At 64.6% G+C, this 17,472-nt stretch carries 14 protein-coding genes; 5 read left to right on the top strand and 9 right to left on the bottom strand.

The annotated features are described in order from the left end of the window. The first annotated feature begins 35 nt into the window (after positions 1-35). Positions 36-2,381 carry a GH92 family glycosyl hydrolase gene (locus KR767_RS14070; RefSeq protein WP_250876720.1) on the top strand — a complete coding sequence of 782 codons (2,346 nt, stop codon included), beginning with the start codon at positions 36-38 and terminating at the stop codon, positions 2,379-2,381. A 17-nt stretch (positions 2,382-2,398) separates the two neighbouring features. Then, positions 2,399-4,267 carry a glycoside hydrolase family 2 protein gene (locus KR767_RS14065; protein ID WP_250876719.1) on the top strand — a complete coding sequence of 623 codons (1,869 nt, stop codon included), beginning with the start codon at positions 2,399-2,401 and terminating at the stop codon, positions 4,265-4,267. 4 nt (positions 4,268-4,271) lie between these two features. Here the strand turns inward: KR767_RS14065 and KR767_RS21345 are convergent, their stop codons facing one another. Next, positions 4,272-5,282: a methyl-accepting chemotaxis protein gene (locus KR767_RS21345; RefSeq protein WP_284732846.1), complete on the bottom strand. Its 1,011-nt coding sequence runs from the start codon at positions 5,280-5,282 to the stop codon at positions 4,272-4,274. A 132-nt stretch (positions 5,283-5,414) separates the two neighbouring features. Continuing rightward, on the bottom strand, positions 5,415-6,812 hold the full coding sequence (locus KR767_RS14050; protein ID WP_250876718.1) for a neprosin family prolyl endopeptidase: 1,398 nt from the start codon (positions 6,810-6,812) through the stop codon (positions 5,415-5,417). 270 nt (positions 6,813-7,082) lie between these two features. Between KR767_RS14050 and KR767_RS14045 the strand changes: the two genes are divergently transcribed. After that, a complete protein-coding gene (locus KR767_RS14045; RefSeq protein ID WP_250876717.1) occupies positions 7,083-7,727 on the top strand; it encodes a TMEM175 family protein in 645 nt (214 codons plus the stop codon). A gap of 6 nt (positions 7,728-7,733) precedes the next feature. Here KR767_RS14045 and KR767_RS14040 read toward each other — a convergent pair whose 3' ends face one another. Together KR767_RS14040 and KR767_RS14035 are read right to left on the bottom strand one after the other, a co-directional pair. Then, positions 7,734-8,381: a DsbA family oxidoreductase gene (locus KR767_RS14040; RefSeq protein WP_166949340.1), complete on the bottom strand. Its 648-nt coding sequence runs from the start codon at positions 8,379-8,381 to the stop codon at positions 7,734-7,736. 80 nt (positions 8,382-8,461) lie between these two features. Further along, positions 8,462-8,962 carry a winged helix-turn-helix transcriptional regulator gene (locus KR767_RS14035; protein ID WP_250876716.1) on the bottom strand — a complete coding sequence of 167 codons (501 nt, stop codon included), beginning with the start codon at positions 8,960-8,962 and terminating at the stop codon, positions 8,462-8,464. Between the two features lie 161 nt (positions 8,963-9,123). Between KR767_RS14035 and KR767_RS14030 the strand changes: the two genes are divergently transcribed. Then, positions 9,124-10,218 (top strand): NmrA family NAD(P)-binding protein, encoded by a 1,095-nt coding sequence (locus KR767_RS14030; RefSeq protein ID WP_250876715.1) that lies wholly within the window; start codon positions 9,124-9,126, stop codon positions 10,216-10,218. Between the two features lie 6 nt (positions 10,219-10,224). Here the strand turns inward: KR767_RS14030 and KR767_RS14025 are convergent, their stop codons facing one another. From KR767_RS14025 to KR767_RS14010, 4 genes are all read right to left on the bottom strand, one after another. Next, entirely contained in the window at positions 10,225-11,970 is a 1,746-nt protein-coding gene (locus tag KR767_RS14025) for a sensor domain-containing diguanylate cyclase (protein WP_425602678.1), read from the bottom strand. Positions 11,971-12,053: 83 nt separating this feature from the next. Beyond that, on the bottom strand, positions 12,054-12,704 hold the full coding sequence (locus KR767_RS14020; protein WP_166949336.1) for an ATP-binding cassette domain-containing protein: 651 nt from the start codon (positions 12,702-12,704) through the stop codon (positions 12,054-12,056). After that, positions 12,701-13,816, bottom strand: a complete 1,116-nt coding sequence (locus tag KR767_RS14015) for a hypothetical protein (protein ID WP_250876714.1) — start codon at positions 13,814-13,816, stop codon at positions 12,701-12,703. The genes KR767_RS14020 and KR767_RS14015 overlap by 4 nt, the downstream gene beginning before the upstream one ends. 149 nt (positions 13,817-13,965) lie before the next feature. After that, positions 13,966-15,174 (bottom strand): MFS transporter, encoded by a 1,209-nt coding sequence (locus KR767_RS14010; RefSeq protein WP_166949332.1) that lies wholly within the window; start codon positions 15,172-15,174, stop codon positions 13,966-13,968. A gap of 94 nt (positions 15,175-15,268) precedes the next feature. Between KR767_RS14010 and KR767_RS14005 the strand changes: the two genes are divergently transcribed. Then, positions 15,269-15,838, top strand: coding sequence for a TetR/AcrR family transcriptional regulator (locus tag KR767_RS14005; protein WP_166949330.1), 570 nt, complete (start codon positions 15,269-15,271; stop codon positions 15,836-15,838). Positions 15,839-15,853: 15 nt separating this feature from the next. Here KR767_RS14005 and KR767_RS14000 read toward each other — a convergent pair whose 3' ends face one another. Next, positions 15,854-17,368 (bottom strand): PAS domain-containing sensor histidine kinase, encoded by a 1,515-nt coding sequence (locus KR767_RS14000; protein ID WP_250876713.1) that lies wholly within the window; start codon positions 17,366-17,368, stop codon positions 15,854-15,856. Between the last annotated feature and the right edge of the window lie 104 nt (positions 17,369-17,472).

The following is a 17,472-nucleotide window of genomic DNA, read 5'->3' as shown; positions in this document are numbered from 1 at the left end:
CGGCCCCGCAATCCTTCCGCTCCCTGGAAGCGCGCATGATCCCCTCTTCTGCACGATCTCTTCTCGCCGTGGCACTGGCGACCTTCGCCCTCGACAGCCTCGCAGCACCGCCGCCGGCCGCCGGCCATCCATCGACGCTCGACCTCGCCAACCCGCTGGTGGGCACCTCGGCCCTCGACCGGCAGGATCTCATCGGTAACTCTCCCCCGCCCGGCGAGCCGCTGTACACCGGCATGACGACGCCAGGTGCCAGCCTTCCGCAGAGCGCCACCGAAGCCGCGCCGGTCAATATCAACGTCGACCTCGGTTTTGCCACGGGCGTACCGGTGGCCTACGACTACCGTCGTCCCACGATGGTGGGCTTCACGGGAGGCGGTTCTACCTACGGCGCACGTGGCGCCCCCATGGTCATGCCGGTGGTGGGCGACTGGACCGTGCCGCCCGACTACGCCACATCAACCTATGACAAGGCGAGCGAGAAGGCATCGCCCGGCTATTACGCGGTAGACCTTTCCAGTTTCCGCACCCGGGTCGAGCTGACGGCGACGCAGTGGACCAGCCTGATGCGCTTTACCTTCCCGGAAAGCCATCGTTCCAACGTCATCATCAACCTGCGCCGCGACGGCGGCGAGGTGGAAGTGGTGGACGATCACACCGTGCGCGGCGTCGCCACGGCAGGGCGTCGCGACCACGACGCGGATGGCCCGTTCTTCGTCGCTGAGTTCTCCCGGCCTTTTGCGCACTTCGGTACCTTCCATGCCGAGATCATCCACAAGGGCGAAGGACTCGGCCGGGAAGACGTGCAGGCCGATCGCCGCAGTGTCTCCGGCGATTATGCCGGCGCCTATCTCACCTTCGACACGAAAAACGGCGACCAGGTGACGGTACGCATCGCCCACGGCCACAGCGCCGCAGAGGCCGAGCAACGGCTGAAGGCCCAGGACAGTGATACGGATTTCGACCGCGTGCACGAGAAGGCGCGCGCGAAGTGGGCCCAGTTGTTCGATCGTGTCGAGGTAACCGGCGGCACACCGAAGCAGCGCATGCTGTTCTACTCTACGCTTTACCACTCTTTCGCCAGCCCGCGCATGATCGCACGCAAGGGCGAGCACTATACGGACTCCAGCGGCAACGACCAGGTCGCCCGCTACGACCATTACGGCCCGGTGCCGTTCTGGGACACCGGCCGCAACCAGATTGCACTGCTGATGCTGATGCAGCCGGCCGTAGTGCAGGACATCATGCAATCAGAGCTGGACCGCGCCCGTGAGCGTGGCTACATGAATACGTCGTTCCATGGCGACCACGCCGTGTTCCTCTACGACGGCGCCTGGCAGCGCGGCATTGCGTTCGACTATGCCGCCGCGTACGAATCCCTGCGCAAGAACGCCACCGATCCCAACGGGCCGCGCGGTTACCTCGCCGAGTACATGAAACAGGGCTGGATCTCGGACATCGTGCCGCCGGGTAACCCCAGTCCACCCTATGCAGGTGGCAAGGCTGGCGTGGCAACCACGCTAGAATACGCCTGGGACGATCATGCGCTGGCCGACATGGCCCTCCGGCTGGGCAAGAAAGACGATGCGCAGATGTTCCTGCATCGCGCTGCAAACTATCGCAACGTCTTTGATCCCTCGGTGGGCTTCTTCCGTGGCCGCACGGAGGATGGCAAGTGGATATCACCCTTCGATCCGGGCGAGCCGTACTACAACTTCATGATGAAGGAAGGCTCCGGCTGGTCCACCCTGTGGCTGGTGCCGCATGACGTGCAGGGACTCATGACCCTGCTCGGTGGCCGCGATGCCTTCAATGCCAAGCTGGATGCGTTCTTCTCCACGCCTTATACCGCCAGGGGTATATGCCGCGATTGCACGGGCCTGATCGGCCAGTATGTGCAAGGCAACCAGCCCGACCAGCAGGCCGCCTACCTCTACGCGTGGAGTGGCCAGCCATGGAAGACAGCCGCACTCACCCGGCGCATCCTCAACGACATGTACGGCAGCGACGCCAACGGTTATGCCTACCCGGGCATGGACGACCAGGGCTCCACGTCGTCCTGGTATGTGCTGAGCGCGATGGGCTTCTACCCGGTCGATCCGTCGAGGCCGGAATACATCATCGGCAGCCCCATCTTCGACCGCGTGCGCCTGCGCCTGGGCAACGGCAAGGTGCTGGAGATCGTCGCGCAGAACAATTCCGAGCGGAACATGTACATCCAGTCCGCCACGCTCAACGGCAAGCCCTGGACCAGGCCCTGGTTCAGCCACGCCGATATCGCCAGGGGTGCCACGCTGGTGCTCACGATGGGCCCCGAACCCAGCAAGACCTGGGGCACCGATCCACACGATGCGCCGCCGTCCATGTCGACGGCCGCACAGTGAACCGACGAGGAAAACAGATGACCGGCAAGATCAAACGCAATGGCCTGAGCGCCTGGATCGGCATGGCGCTCGCGATGGGAGTGGCGCCGTTGGCGATGGCGGCACCCGACACCGCCACCGTATGGAACGGCAAGGTCGCACCGCTGGCCACGCCGTGGACGGCTGAGGTATCGCCGAAGAACGCCCTGCCCGAGTACCCGCGCCCGCAGCTGGCCCGGCCTTCGCTGGAACAACCCCGCTGGATGAGCCTCAACGGCGTGTGGCAGTACTCAGCCGCCGATGGCAAGGGCGCGCCGCCCTTCAACCAGGATCTGAAAGACCAGGTGCTCGTGCCCTATCCCATCGAATCGGCGCTGTCGGGCGTGCAGAAACATGCCGATGACATGTTCTATCGCCGCATGGTGGATATCCCTGCCGACTTCACCACCAACGGTCAGCATGTGCGCCTGAACTTCGGCGCCGTGGCACAGGACGCCACGGTCTACGTCAACGGCACGCAGGTGGCGAAGCACACGGGTGGCTACACCTCGTTCAGTGCCGACATCACCCAGGCACTGCATGCGCAAGGCCCCCAGGAAATCGTCGTCGCCGTGCATGCACCGGTGGACAGCGCCAACGTGATGGTCGGCAAGCAGCGACTGAAACCCGAGGGAATCTTCTACACCGCGGCCTCCGGCATCTGGCAATCCGTCTGGCTGGAACCCGTGCCTGCTGCAAGCCTCGCGCAACTGGATTTCACGGCGGTTAAGAGCCTCGACGCCTTCACGGTCACCACGAAGATCGACGGTACCGGCGCAGGAGCGATGTTGAAGGTCACCGCCTATGCAGACGGCAAACAGGTGGGCGAAGCCAGCGGCCCCGCCGGCAAGCCCCTGCGCCTGCCTGTTGCGCATCCTCATACGTGGAGCCCGCAAGACCCGTTCCTGTATACGTTCAAGGCCACGCTCACACAGGGCGGCAAGCAGGACGAAGTGACCAGCTATGCGGGCCTTCGTACCATCGCCATTGCCAAGGTGGGTGGCAAGAACCGCATCGTACTGAACGGCAAGCCGACGTTCCTGCTGGCCACGCTCGACCAGGGCTACTGGCCCGACGGCATCTACACCGCGCCCACCGACGCGGCACTGAAGTTCGATATCCAGAAGACCAGGGACCTCGGCTTCAACACCATCCGCAAGCACATCAAGGTGGAGCCCGCCCGCTGGTACTACTGGGCCGATCGCATCGGCATGATGGTGTGGCAGGACATGCCATCACTGCCTACCGGACGCAACGACGCGCTGAGCGCTGCCGACAAGTCCGGCTTCCGTGCCGATGTCACATCCATCGTCGGGCAGCTCAAGGGCCATACCTCGATCATCGGCTGGATTCCGTTCAACGAAGGCTGGGGCCAGTGGAGCATTCCGGCAGCCGCCGAACTGTCGGCGCAGATCAAGCAACTGGATCCGTCACGCATCGTCGATGCCCGCAGCGGCCTGAACTGCTGCGATACCAAGGGTGACCCGAAGGCCGGCGACGTGTACGACGTGCACGATTACCAGGGCCCCGGCCTGCCCACCCCGGATGCCACCCGCGCCTCCATGGACGGCGAGCATGGCGGCCTTACCCTGGGCGTTCCCGGTCACGTATGGCCGAACACGGCGATCAATCCCTATGGCGACGTGAAGGACGCCGAAGCACTGAACGCCGGTTACGTAGCCAACACCGCCGTGCTACGCGACAAGGGGCCGGGCAAAGGCATGTCCGGCAGCGTGTATACGCAGATCACCGACGTCGAGGGTGAACACAACGGGCTCTATACCTACGACCGCAAGGTCGAAAAAGTGGACGAGGCCAGGGTGCGCGAGATCAACGAAGCAACGATTCGCGCGAACGACGGCCCCTGATCATTCAACGGCGGTCGTAGACCCTGTCCAGTTCGGCGGCCGCCGCGTGCACGCGGTCGATGCCCGAAGCCTGGGCGCGTGCCGTGACGGAAACCTGTCGTGCGACCTCGCCGAGTTCGCCGACAGATTCGTCCAGCACGCCCATCACGGAGGCGGCGTGGTTCACCTTCGCCACGCCCTCGTCCACCGTGGACTGGGCTTCCTGGATGAGCGTCCGTATCTCGCGTGAGGCGGCTGCGCTGCGGGCGGCGAGTTGCCGGACTTCCGCCGCGACAACGGCAAAGCCACGCCCCGCTTCCCCTGCCCTCGCAGCCTCGATGGCCGCATTGAGCGCAAGCAGGTTGGTCTGAAAGGCAATCGCATCGATCGTTTCCAGGATGCCGCCCATGGACTGGGTATCCTGGCGGATGCCTTCCATGGTGCGCATGGCGTCCATCGCTGCGTTGCGTCCATCGGCCGCCTTGCTTCGCGCCTCGATGGCCAGCCGCTCGCCCTGCTGGGCTTCGCGGCAATTCCCGGAGACCGCATCGGCCAGGGCCCCCACTTCGGCCTGGAGCACGCGCGCGGCCAGTGTCTGCGCCGTGATATCGGTGGCGTACTTGATCACCTTCAGCGGCGTGCCGTCACGATCGAGCACCGGGTTGTAGGTGGCCTGTATCCAGACCTCCTTGCCCCCTGCGCCGACGCGGCGAAAGAGCCCGCCCTGCAATTCACCGGCCTGTAGCCGCTTCCAGAAGTCCGCATAGGCGGCCGAGGATGCCTCCGCGCGCTCGACGAACATGCGGTGATGCGCACCGATCACCTGGTTCGCGGCATAGCCCATGGCATCGAGGAAGTTCTGGTTGGCCGCGAGGATCGTCCCATCCAGTTCGAACTCGATGATGGCCTGCGCACGATCGATCGCCTCCAGCCGCGCCGTGTCCGAGGCCCGCTCCAGCGCCTGCTCCATGGCTTCGATGTCCACCGGCACTACTGCTTCGGTCGCACGGCGACCTGAGAACCAACGCCCGATCATTGCCACCCCAAAAGTGTGATGTAGATCACATTATCGACACCCCCGCCGGGTGCTTGAGCGTGGGTCGTTCCATCCGTTCAGAAAGCCCGGGCGGCATGGCGCCGCCCGGGCTTTTCGTCCGCAGAGCGTGAATCAGCCCGGATAGGCGGCCTTGCACTGTGCGTTGGCCGTGCCCGGACCACCCAGGTAGAAGCTGGTGCCCGACATGCCCGGCTGGAGCGTCGGGGTGGTGGACACGCCGGCCGGCAGCGACTGGCCGAGCTGGCCCGGGGTCACGCCGATGAGCGACAGCGTGTAGCAGCTGGGCGTGGCATTGAGCCAGGTATCCCGCGCGGCGAGATTCACCGGATGCTGGTTCCAGCCACTGTCGAGGGAATACTCGTTGGTGACGAAGGCGGCGTGGCGATAACCGGTTTCCGCGAACTGGCCGCTGCCCATGGCCGCCGAAGGCAGGCCGTCACGGGCGATCTCGCCACCGGCGTCCATGCGACGCAGGCCATTGTTCACGCCCATGTTGCCCTGGCCGTAGAGCGATGCCGGGAGGTAACCCACGTACTCGCCATCGACCACCAGCCACCAGACCTGGTCGCTGTCCACACGCTGCCACTGTACCGTCATGATGGTTTGCGTGCCGTTCGCCACGCTGTAGCGGTCCGAGGGAATGGCCGTGCCCAGCGAGAAATCGTTCGCGTACTGCACGAAGCCCGAGCAGCCCAGGTTGTAGCAGCCGGTCGACTGGTAGCCGTCAGCCGTCCAGTATTCGAACACCGTCGGCGACGTGGTGCCCCACGCACCCGGCTGCACCTGCCAGCCACCTTCGGCCGTCTGCACGCCGCTGCTGCCCTGGCCGGTCACCCAGATCTGGATCAGCGACATCGTGCGGTTGTCGGCGGCAGGCTTCCACAGGTTCAGGCCGGCACCGCCGCCGTAGATATTGGTCGGCGTGATCTGTGCCACATGCGAGTAGTAGTGCGTGTTCGACGCCGTGGCCTGCGGTTTGGCCAGGAAGTCTTCCAGCGTCGCATGCGCGGCGATCTGGTCGATATCCACGCGACGGAACGGCACGTTGCCAGCCGCACAGCGGCGCGACGACGTACTGCCATTGCTGGTCTTCGCACCGGCGGGCGGGGCGATCAGATGGCTGCCATCACGCAACGACGGCTGCTGGCCCACCGGAATGCAGTCGAACACCTGGTCGCCGCCCGTGAAGGTACTGGTGACCGTGAGGCCTTCATACGTATTGGCCAGGTACGCCTGCATGCGGGCGAATTCCGCCCGTGATGCCTTGATCGACGGATTGTCGCGCTTCACGGCATCGAAACTCCGCGTCTGCTGCACCGAGCGGAACTGGCGGAAATCGGACGTGGCGCTGCGCGCCGAAGCCGTGGTGACATCGGCCTGGCGCGTGATGCCGATCCGCGGCATCACACTGTCGACATCGCGCGTGGACGCATGGGCGTCTGCACCGATGGCAAGGAACATGGAAACGGCGAGAAGCGCCGGACGAACTGCCCGTTGGGTCATATGCATGATCTTCCTGATGGATGACGGTGACCGCCCTGGCGACAGGCCATCGGCCCGGCCGGAGCGGATGCGTGGAGCACCCCGAGAATCCCCCATGCCTATCCACGCGTCTGTGCCGTATGCATCACATCAGCCACGCAACGTGACCGGTTTCACGGATCAGGTATCGGTCGCCGCCGAGCCGTTCACCAGGCGCACCCCGGCACCGGACCCGTTGCCTGAACGGGAAGCCATGGGCGATCATCGCGTTTCGACACCACGGTGGGGGAGCCGATCATGTCGCAAGTGCAGGAACAGCAACTGGAACGCCTGACGTTCTTCTCGGACGCCGTGTTCGCCATTGCCATCACGCTGCTGGTCATCGAGATTCACGTGCCGCAGCCGGAAGGCCGCGACGATGCCGCATGGCTGCATGCGCTGGTCGAACTGCTGCCGCATTTTTTCGGCTTCGTGCTGAGCTTCATCGTGGTGGGGGCACTCTGGGCTGCGCATCACCGTGTGTTCGGCATGCTGCGCGGATTCCATCCGTCGCTGGTATGGCGCAACCTCGCCCTGCTCATGTCCGTAGCATTCATGCCGTTCTCGTCGGCACTCATGAGCACGCACTCGAACGAGCGCATCCCGGAAATGTTCTATGCGCTGAACCTGTTCGTCGCCGGCCTGCTGCAATACCGCCTGTTCCGCAGTGCCCTGCGCGCGCCCTATCTGCGCGAAGAAGCCGATGAGAACGACGTCGCCATGATGCGGCGAAGGACGCTCGCGCTGCCCTGCATGGCGGCGCTCGCCTTCGTGCTGGCCATATGGGCACCGGGTCCGAGCAACCTGCCTCTCGCGCTGATGCCGCTGGTCGTGGTCTGGTTCGCGCGGGGAAGCCTGCGCCGCTCCCGTGTCGCGCCGGCGAAGCAAGCCGACGCGACCTGAGCGGGTTCAGTCCTGCTGGGCGATATGGCGCAGCTGCCGCTCGAATTCCTCGGGCGGTTGGCCACCGGAAATCAGGTAACGATCATTGACGACCACGGCCGGCACGCTGTTGATGCCCATCTGCCGCCAGTGCAGTTCTTCCTTGCGCACATCGTCGGCGTAACGGCCGCTATCGAGCACATCGCGCGCCGCCACGGGATCGAGCCCGGCCTTCTCGGCGGCAGCGACCAGACGATCACGGTCGCCCGGATCGGCCTGCTCGGTGAAGTTCAACGCGAGCAACTGGCGCTTGAGTTCATGCTGCCGGCCTTCGACCTTCGCCCATGCGAGCAGGCGATGTCCGTCGAACGTGTTGTAGATGCGACTGTCGTCGGAGGTGTTCATGGTGAAGCCGACATCCGCCGCACGCGCCTTGATGCGTTCGCGATTGTTCCGCGCCTCGTCGGCGGAGATGCCGTACTTGCGCACGATATGCTCCAGCGTGTTCTCGCCACCGGCCGCCATATCCGGATTCAGCTCGAACGGATGAAACGCGATCTCGGGTTCCACCACGTCCTGGAGACGTGTCAGGGCCTCTTCGAGACCACCCAGGCCGATGGCGCACCAGGGGCAGGCGATGTCGGAGACGAAGTCGATCTTGAGCTTGCGGGGCATGGCGTGGGTACCTGGATTCGTCGGAATCCATGCTAGATCGTAGCGATCACCTGTAAATCCAAGCCCCGGGCCTGGCGGCCCTATTTGCTGGCTTCTGCTTTGCGCGACAGCCTCCAGCGCATGAGCTCGTCGGCGCCCGGGCCTTCCTGCATGGCGATCTCCGCCGCATCCAGTGCCTTCCCGGTGTCGGCGTCCACGAAGCCCCAGGTCACCGGGACGCCGCTCTGCCGGTTCACGAACTGAAGCGGCGATGCCGGGGCACCGGAGACGCCCAGCGCATCGCCGAGCTGCGCCAGCACCGGCATGAGGGGGGCAATCTTCCGGCCCCGTTCCGTCAGGAAGTATTCGAAACGCTCGGGCGCCGTCTGGTAGGGGCGGCGCCCGATCAGGCCGGCGGCCTCCAGCTGTTTCAGGCGATCGCTCAACGTGGTGTTGGTCACGCCGGACGAGCGGCGGAAGTCGTCGTAGCGGCTCAGCCCGAAGACCAGGTCGCGCAGGATCAGCAGACCCCAGCGGTCGCCGATGGCCGCCATGACACCTGCGATGGGGCAGACCATGCCTTCGAAACCCTTGGATCGCATCGTCTCTCCTGCCAGATGGCCGGCGGTGGCCGGTACTTATGACTCCCATGATAGGAGTGACGCGCTCGTATCGCCATATCGAGCACGCACGGGCACTTGCACACCTGCTCCAGCCAGGATTATCGTAACTCTTATTATTGGAGTAATGACGGAGCCGCACCATGTCCACCCTCTCCCCCTCTCGGGTTTTCGTCATCGGTGGCACCGGTGCCCAGGGCCTGCCCGTGATCCGTGCCCTCGTCGCTGACGGCCGCTACACGGTGCGCGCCCTGAGTCGCGATCCCGATTCGAGACGCGCGAAAGAACTACTGGCACTGGGCAACGTGTCGATCCTCAAGGGTACGTTCGCGGACGAAGCGGTGCTGCGCGAGGGCTTTCGCCATTGCGACGTGGCCTTCGTGAACATCGACGGTTTCAATGCCGGCGAGAAGAACGAGATGTACTGGGCCATCCGCAGTTATGAAATCGCGCTCGAAGAAGGGGTTCGCTTCTTCGTGTACGGCAACCTCGACTATGGCCTGAAAAAGGCGGGTTACGACTCCTGCTTCCGCACGGGCCACTACGACGGCAAGGGCCGTATCGGGGAATGGATTCTGTTCCAGAACCAGGTGAACCGCGATCGCATGGGCGCGGCGGTGTTCACCACGGGACCCTACATGGAAATGGCCATCTGGCCCATGACGCCGATGAGCCCCGCGCTGGAAGACGGCGTGCTGACCTGGCGGGTGCCTTTGGGCGAGGGCGCCGTTCCGCACGTGGCTCTGGAAGACTGCGGTCATTACGCGCGCTGGCTTTTCGATCATCCCGAACGCGCCAACGGCATGAACCTTGAAGTGGCCATCGAACAGGTGGGTTACGCACAGCTGGCGGCCGCGTTCGAGAAGGTCACCGGGCATCCTGCACGCTACATCGATACGGACATGGAAACCTACTGGAACGGCCCTCTAAAGGCTTCCGCCGGGCGACCTGCCGGCTATAACGCCGATCCCACTGACAAGAGCACCATGAGTTTCCGCGACAACTTCACCGGGTTCTGGAACCTGTGGAAGCACCAGGTCATCACCCGCGACTACGCCTTGCTCGACGAGATTCATCCCGGCCGCATCAAAACCGTGGAGCAATGGTTGCGCAGGCAGGACGAACAAGGCCGTCAGCTCGGCAAGGGCAGCCTGTGGGAGCGCATGCAGCCGGAAAACATGCAGCGCACCGCGCCCTTGCTCAAGCTCGTTGAAGATCGCGGACAGGGTGCGCTGTAGGGTTGCTCAGCCGCGTGGCCGCCGCCGGATGGTCCGTTCGGTATACAGCGCTTCATCGGCCCGGGCGATGACGGTATCCACCGCGTCGCCCGGCTGCGCAATGGCACTGCCAACGCTCAGCCCGATACCTGCATCCTGTTGTCCGGCAGTGATTCGTGCGGCGACACCCCGCACCCTCGTCGGATCGTGGATGACCACGAGAAATTCGTCACCGCCCATGCGCACCACCACGTCTTCAGGATGGCAGCAGCGCTCCAGGTAGCGTGTCACCGACACGAGGATCTCATCGCCACGCTGGTGACCCTGCGTGTCGTTGACCTGCTTGAAGTGGTCAAGGTCAACCACGACACAGCCCCAGCCGACGCTCTCGGCCGCCTTGCGTTCCAGTGTCGCCAGATAGCGCCGGTTCTGAGCCTGGGTCAGCGGATCGCGCGTGGACCAGTCCAGCAACATGCGCTGGTAGCGATGCTGCTCCGTCACATCCTGGGCATGCCCCAGCACGTAGGGACCGTCGGCGTCTTCGCTCAGGATGTTCTGGTAGCGCCAGTAACGCAGCTGTCCATCCGCGCCCACCAGTTCGAGCACGCCTACGGCGATGCGCTCTTCCCTCACTCGCTTGAGATAGATAGGCAGCTCGGCCCTGCGCCGGGTCGGCATGAATTCGCCGAGATTGCGTCCGAGGATGGTCGACAACTCGAAGCCCAGCGAGGTGGCCGCCGCAGGATTCACCGCGAGAAGAAAGCCATCCAGGTCGTGCGTGCAGATCAGCCCGAGTGAATACTGGAAAAGCTGGCGGAAACGCCGCTCGCTGGATTCCAGCGCCTCGACCGCACGATGCCGCTCGCTCACATCCTGGAAGGCGCCGGCCAGTCGCGCGGGCTCGCCGTTTTCCATCTCCACTTCGCCCACCGTGCGCACCCATATGCGCTTGCCGGTCGCGCTGCGGAAAGGTACTTCGAGGTCATAGGGAATGCCTTCGTTGACCGCACGATCCACCGCGGCAAGGATCTGCGCCCTGCCCTCCGGCTCGTAGAACGACAACGCTTCGTCCAGCGTAGGCTCATAGCCCTCGGGCACATCGTGAATGCGCCGCACCTGGTCCGACCAGCGGATGCGCTGCCTGCAAAGGTCCAGTTCCCAGCCGCCCACGCCCGCGATACGACCCGTGCGTTGCAGGAACTGCTGGCTCTCGCGCAACTCTTCGCCCAGCTGGGTTGCCACGCTGGCCAGGCGCCTGGCTTCTTCCGCATCCGCGCGATGGGCATCCTGCGACTGGAGCATCGTGAGGCGCTGCCGCAGCATCACGGAAGCAGCCCTTGCCAGATGCGACAGGGCCGACCGCTGGTCGGGCGCCAACTCGTGGGGATGCCGGTCGATGACGCACAGCGCACCCAGCGTGGCACCCTCCAGGCCCACCACGGGAAAGCCTGCGTAAGAGCGAATATGCGGCGTGCCGCGCACCAGCGGATTGTCCGAGAAACGACGGTCGGCCAGCGCATCGGGGACTTCGAGCGGCGTACCCGTGGACACGACCGCCTCGCAGAACGCATAGGCGCGCGGTGTTTCGCTGACGCCTTCCAGGCCGACATTGGCCTTGAACCACTGCCGGGTCTCGTCCAGCAGGGTCAGAAGTGAAATAGGGGTTTCGGCAAGCGCCGCGGCCGCCGACACGATGGCGTCGAAGGCCTCTTCCTGGGGCGTATCCAGCACGCGCATGGCGTGCAGCTGCGCCAGCCGGTCGGACTCGTTCACGCACCCTCCGCCATCCAGTGAGTTCGCAGGGCGAGCTTACTCCAAACACCTGGCGCATTACTTGCCGATTTACCCTCGTCCCGTCATGAAACGGCAAGCGTGGTATGCGGTATCTGGCCCAGAATCCACCGCGAGGCTTCGAGTACTGCCTGCGAAGGCAGCTGATGGCAGGTCAGGAGGATCGTCTGCATTTGCGCCGCGTCGTGCAGCCATCCAAGCACCTCTTCGGCCGCCGCCGCGTCGAGGCCGTTGAAGGGCTCGTCCAGCAGGATCACCCCTGGCGACAGGAGAAAGGCAGCCAGCAGGAAGAATTTCCTGCGTGTACCGAGCGAAGCCTCGCCAAACCGCGTATCGAGATGCTCGCGCAAGCCCAGCCGCCCTACCATGTCATCGAAGCAGCGTTTCTCGGATATCACCGAACGCCGATGCGTTCGCAGCACGAAATCCACGAAAGCCCGGCCGGTCACAAACGGATAGAACGTGGGCTCGTCGGGCACGTAGGCCAATGAACGGCGTGCTTTCTCACCGTCGTGGGCCAGGTCATGACCATCTATCGCGATACGTCCCGTATAAGGCACATGCCCTGCCATGGCGCCAAGCAGGCTCGACTTTCCCGTGCCGTTGGCCCCCTGGATCAGATGGCAGCCAACAGGAAAGACATGGCTGAGCCCGTCGAAGACGACCTTGCCACGGAAGGCGATACCGAGTCGGTCGATCCGAAGTGATTCGTTCATGCCAAACCCATTCTTCCGGCTATCTCCACGATGCCCCACACAACGAGGATACCGGCCCCAAGAGACACTGCCACGGCATCCCCCGGACTCTTCAGGTGAAGCAGGTACTGCATCGCCGACAGTGCACCTGCCAGCGGGGCGATCGCCACGATCATCCATACCCGGGGCCAGGCGAACACGCCGAGCGCACACGAGAGGGTGACGGCTGGCCATTCCACGGCGACGACGATTGCAAGAGCCTGTCGTGCAGCGTGGACGGGCAGTGCCGAGAGGGCCACGGCGTAGGCATCACGTGATTTGCGGATATGGGAATACCCCATGCCGAACACGCTCGTCGCGACCACGCAGAAACCACCAAGCAGTCCGATTTGCCAGATGCCGTCACCGTTGCTGCGCCACAAGAAAAACGCCGTCACCAGCGCAAGCGATCCAACCAGAACACACGTCGAACGGTACGATCCATGCGCATAGTTCAGCAGAATGCGCGCGTAGAGACCGATCCACCCAAAGCCCGCTGGTCGCAGGCCGTATCGGGCAAGTCGATAGTCCGCGGTGGACCATGGACGCTGCTGCGGAAGAAGATGAAGCACCAAAAGCGCACCGACCAGCGCCGATAAAGCGACGCCAGTGTGATGTATGCCCACGGCGGTCCCGGACAGCGCGACCGCAACGGCGCACCACAAGGGACGCCGCCGCGTCCATGCCAGTTGAGCGGCCAGGAACGTCGCGATCAACGCGACAAGAAGCGCACCCTTGAACAAGGCATCCTGTAACGCCCCGGACAACAGGTACGCTACGATGAGAAACAGATAGAAAGGTGCCGATGCTGCACCCAGGACAAGAAGATCGCGACGCAAGACCGCCCCACGAGACAGGGGCAGGCTGGCAAGAAAAGGCATTGCAGGTGAAAACGCAAGCGCATCACGCTGCAACGCGGCCCAGCCCGCCGATACGAGGGCAAGTCCCACCGCCGTGAGCAGGGCTGCCTTGCCGCCTGGCGCATCGAAAAGCGCGACCATGGGCATCACGAAAGCCGCCAGGGTCGGTAGCGCCAGCAACAGCGCCGCCACGATGGCCTGCTTGTGACGCATCATCCGGCGCCGGATATCCATCCGGTACCACGTCATCGACATCGCGGTGAGTACCTCGCCTGCCGACGGCGAAGGCTTGCCTGAATCGTTTTCCATGGGCTGTCCTGCAAACGCTTCCTGTCGGTCCACCCGATTCTAGGGAGCGCTCGCAGGAACGCAACGCCCGCGGCTCAGCCTCCGACAGGCATGGGCGAAGGCGCGCGAACATGGTGGGCGCGCGAGACGATCCAGCCCACCGCAGCCAGCGCAAGCACGAGAATGATCGCGGCGTAGATGTCGATGGCCAGGAGCAGGCCATAGTGTTGCGCGACGCACCCTATCGCGATGGTCGGCACGCTGAGCGCCAGGTAGCTTTCAATGTAGAACACCGCCATGAGCCGCGTGCGGTCGCTCGCTTCCGCCAGGGGCAGCACGGCGCGCACCGAACCGAGGAACGAAGCACCAAACCCGCCGCCGCCGATGATCGAACCCACCACCAGCCACAGGCCCGAACCGAAACGCGTAGCCACCAGGATCATCACCAGGCCAACGATCAACAGCGATGCGCCGGACAGCAGCGCCCTGTAGGCGGTCACGCGCATGGCGGCCAGCACGGCCATGGACCCGGTGAACGTCAGGGCCGACACGGTAAGACCACCAAGCCAGGGCGACGTGGAATGCGTGGTCTGCGCGACCAGCGACGGCATCAGCGACAGGTAGAAACCACCCAGCATCCATACCGCCACGTTGAGCGGCGTCACGGCGAGCAGTGCGCCGCGTGCATGCGGCGGCACGGCAACGCTCGGGCGAAGACTGGCCAGCGCGCCGGGGCGTCCGCCGGAGGTTTCCGGCGTGGTCCAGGTCATCACGAAGCCGATGGCGAACAGCAGGCCCAGCACGATGAACACCGTATGCAGCGGCGACGGCGCCAGCACCACCAGCGACGTGCTGCCCAGGGCGCCCACCGCAAGGCCGATGAGCGGCGCGATGCTGTTGACGGTGGCGCCGTGCTCACGGTCGATGTCGAGCATCGCCGCGCCGATGGCCGCCGTGGCAAGACCCGTCGCGATACCCTGGACCAGTCGGGCCACCACCAGCCATGCGGGGCCATCGGCCAGCAGGAAAGACAGCAGCGACAGCATTTCCAGTCCGATGGCCAGGGCGATCACGGGACGCCGGCCCAGGTGATCGGACAGGCGTCCGGCAAACAGCAGCGTGAGCAGCAGGGCAAAGGCATACACGGCAAAGATCGTCGTGAGCAGGGTCGGGCTGAAATGCCACTGGGCCTGGTACAGCCGATACAAAGGCGTAGGCGCTCCCGATGCCGCAAGGAAGGCGATCAGTGTGGCCGAATGGATCGCGAGAGACCGGCGCGAAGCCGGTATGGCAGGGGTGCTCATGGGGATAGCCAGTAAAAGCTAAGAATGTGCGTTAGCCTACTCCGAATTTCCATTAACGCAAATACTTTGCTTTAGCTGGTGATACAATGCGCCCATGAGCACCACACCCCAGCCCCAGCTGCGCCCCGGCGGCCGCAGCGCCCGCGTCCAGGCGGCAGTCCACCAGGCCGTCCGCGACCTTCAGCAGGACGAGGCATCGCGTGACACCCTCACCGTCCCTGCCATCGCGTCCCGTGCGGGTGTCACGCCGTCGACCATCTACCGGCGCTGGGGCGACCTGGCCCAGCTTCTCGCCGATGTTGCCGTGGAGCAGTTGCGCCCCGAGACGTCCCCGGGCGACACGGGGTCCTACCGGGGCGACCTGGAAGCATGGCTGGAGCAATACCTCGACGAGATGACCTCCGAGCCCGGCCGGAAACTGCTGCGCGACGTGCTGTCCACGGGCATCGCGGTCAATGCCTGCAAATGTGCGGAATTCAACGCGCAGCAGATCGACATCATTGCCGCGCGCGCCCGCGAACGTGGCGAGGCTGTCGCGCCCACGCTGGATGTGATCGAGCACGTCATCTCGCCCCTGCTCTACCGCATCCTGTTTACGAGCGAGACGCCCGTTCCCGGCGATGTGCACCGCTGGGTGGATGACGTGCTCCGTCGCGCAGGTTGAACTGCGCGGCGGGATTCAGTCCCCGCCGATGCGTCCAAGCACCGACGCAAGATGTGCGCGGTCAAACGGTTTGTTGAGCCGCAGCAGGTTATCGAATCCGGTCACGGGGACTTCGGCATAGGCGGTCGCAAGGATGATCGGCAATGCCGGGCGAAGCCTGCGCACTTCGGCCGCCAGCTCGCTGCCGGTCATATGTGGCATCGCGTAATCCGTCATCAGTACATCGCAAGCGTCACCGGACCTCAGCACGTCCAGGGCCTGCGTCGCGGAAGCCACCGTGGTCACGGTATGACCGAGATCTTCCAGCAGGGCGGCCAGGGTAGTCAGCACGAGGGGATCGTCATCGACGGCCAGTACATGCAACGACATAGCGGCGGCTGCCACGGGCAGCGTCAGGGGCGCTTCAGCGACCGCCGCCACGTCGCGCTCATCCGCCACCGGCAGCCACAGATCGGCGCGCGTGCCTTCACCAGGCCGGCTGTGCAGGACCAGCCGGCCCTGCGACTGGGCCGCCAGGCCATGCACCATCGACAGCCCCAGGCCCGTACCCTTGCCGACGCCCTTGGTGGTGAAAAACGGATCGGTAGCCCGCGCGAGCGTTTCCGCGTCCATGCCCTGCCCCTGGTCGATCACCGATACGCGCACATAGCGCCGGTCGCCCGCCAGCGGCAGTTCGCTTCGCAACGACTCGACCATGTCGGCTTCGATGGTGATACGCCCTCCCTGATCGCCATACGCATCACGAGCGTTGACGATGAGGTTGAGCAACGCCAGTTCCAGCTGGTGCGGATCGACAAGCATCGGACCAAGCGTCGGCGATATGCGGACGGCAAGCTGGAAGCGTTCGCCCAGTGTATGGTCGAACAGTCGCGACATGCCTCGCATCAGCCCGGCAAGATCGACCTTCTGCGGCCGCAGCTCCTGCCGCCGTGCAAAGGCCAGCATGCGCTGGGTGAGGCTTGCTCCCCGTTGCACGCCAGCCAGCGCCGCGGCGTAGATGGCCTGGGTGCGCTCGTCATCCGGCAGACGGCGGCCGAGCAGGTCCAGCGCACTCTGGATTGCCATCAGCAGGTTATTGAAATCGTGTGCGACACCACCGGTAAGCTGGCCCATCGCTTCCATCTTCTGGGCCTGGAACAGCGCCATCCTGGCCTCTTCCAGCTCAAGTGCCGCGGTGCGCTGCTCGGTGACGTCGCGGGTGACCTTGGCAAAACCGATCAGGTGCCCGTCCGCGTCCTGGATACGATCGATGATGACGTGGGCCCAGAACCGGGTGCCATCCTTGCGCACGCGCCAACCTTCGGCCTCGACACGACCGTGGAGCACGGCCTTTTGCAGATTGCGTTCGGGCTCCCCGGCGTCCTGGTCTTCAGGGGTATAGAAACGACGGTAATGGCTGCCGATGATTTCGGCGGGCATATAGCCCTTGATCCGCTGCGCCCCCGAGTTCCAGCTCGCCACATGCCCCGAGGGGTCGATCATGTAGATCGCATAGTCCGCCACACCCTCGACGAGGATGCGAAACTGCATGTCGCTACCCGAGAGATGACCTGGGAGCGTGCCTGGAACGGGCGTTGCTTCGCTTCCCTCGGCAGGCGGCGTGGCATGTGAGTCAGTCATACGGCCTGAAGCCC

This window comes from Luteibacter anthropi (assembly GCF_023699965.1).
GTDB lineage: Bacteria > Pseudomonadota > Gammaproteobacteria > Xanthomonadales > Rhodanobacteraceae > Luteibacter > Luteibacter anthropi.
Note: the sequence above shows the minus strand (reverse complement) of the source record. Positions and strands in the feature narration are given on the sequence as shown.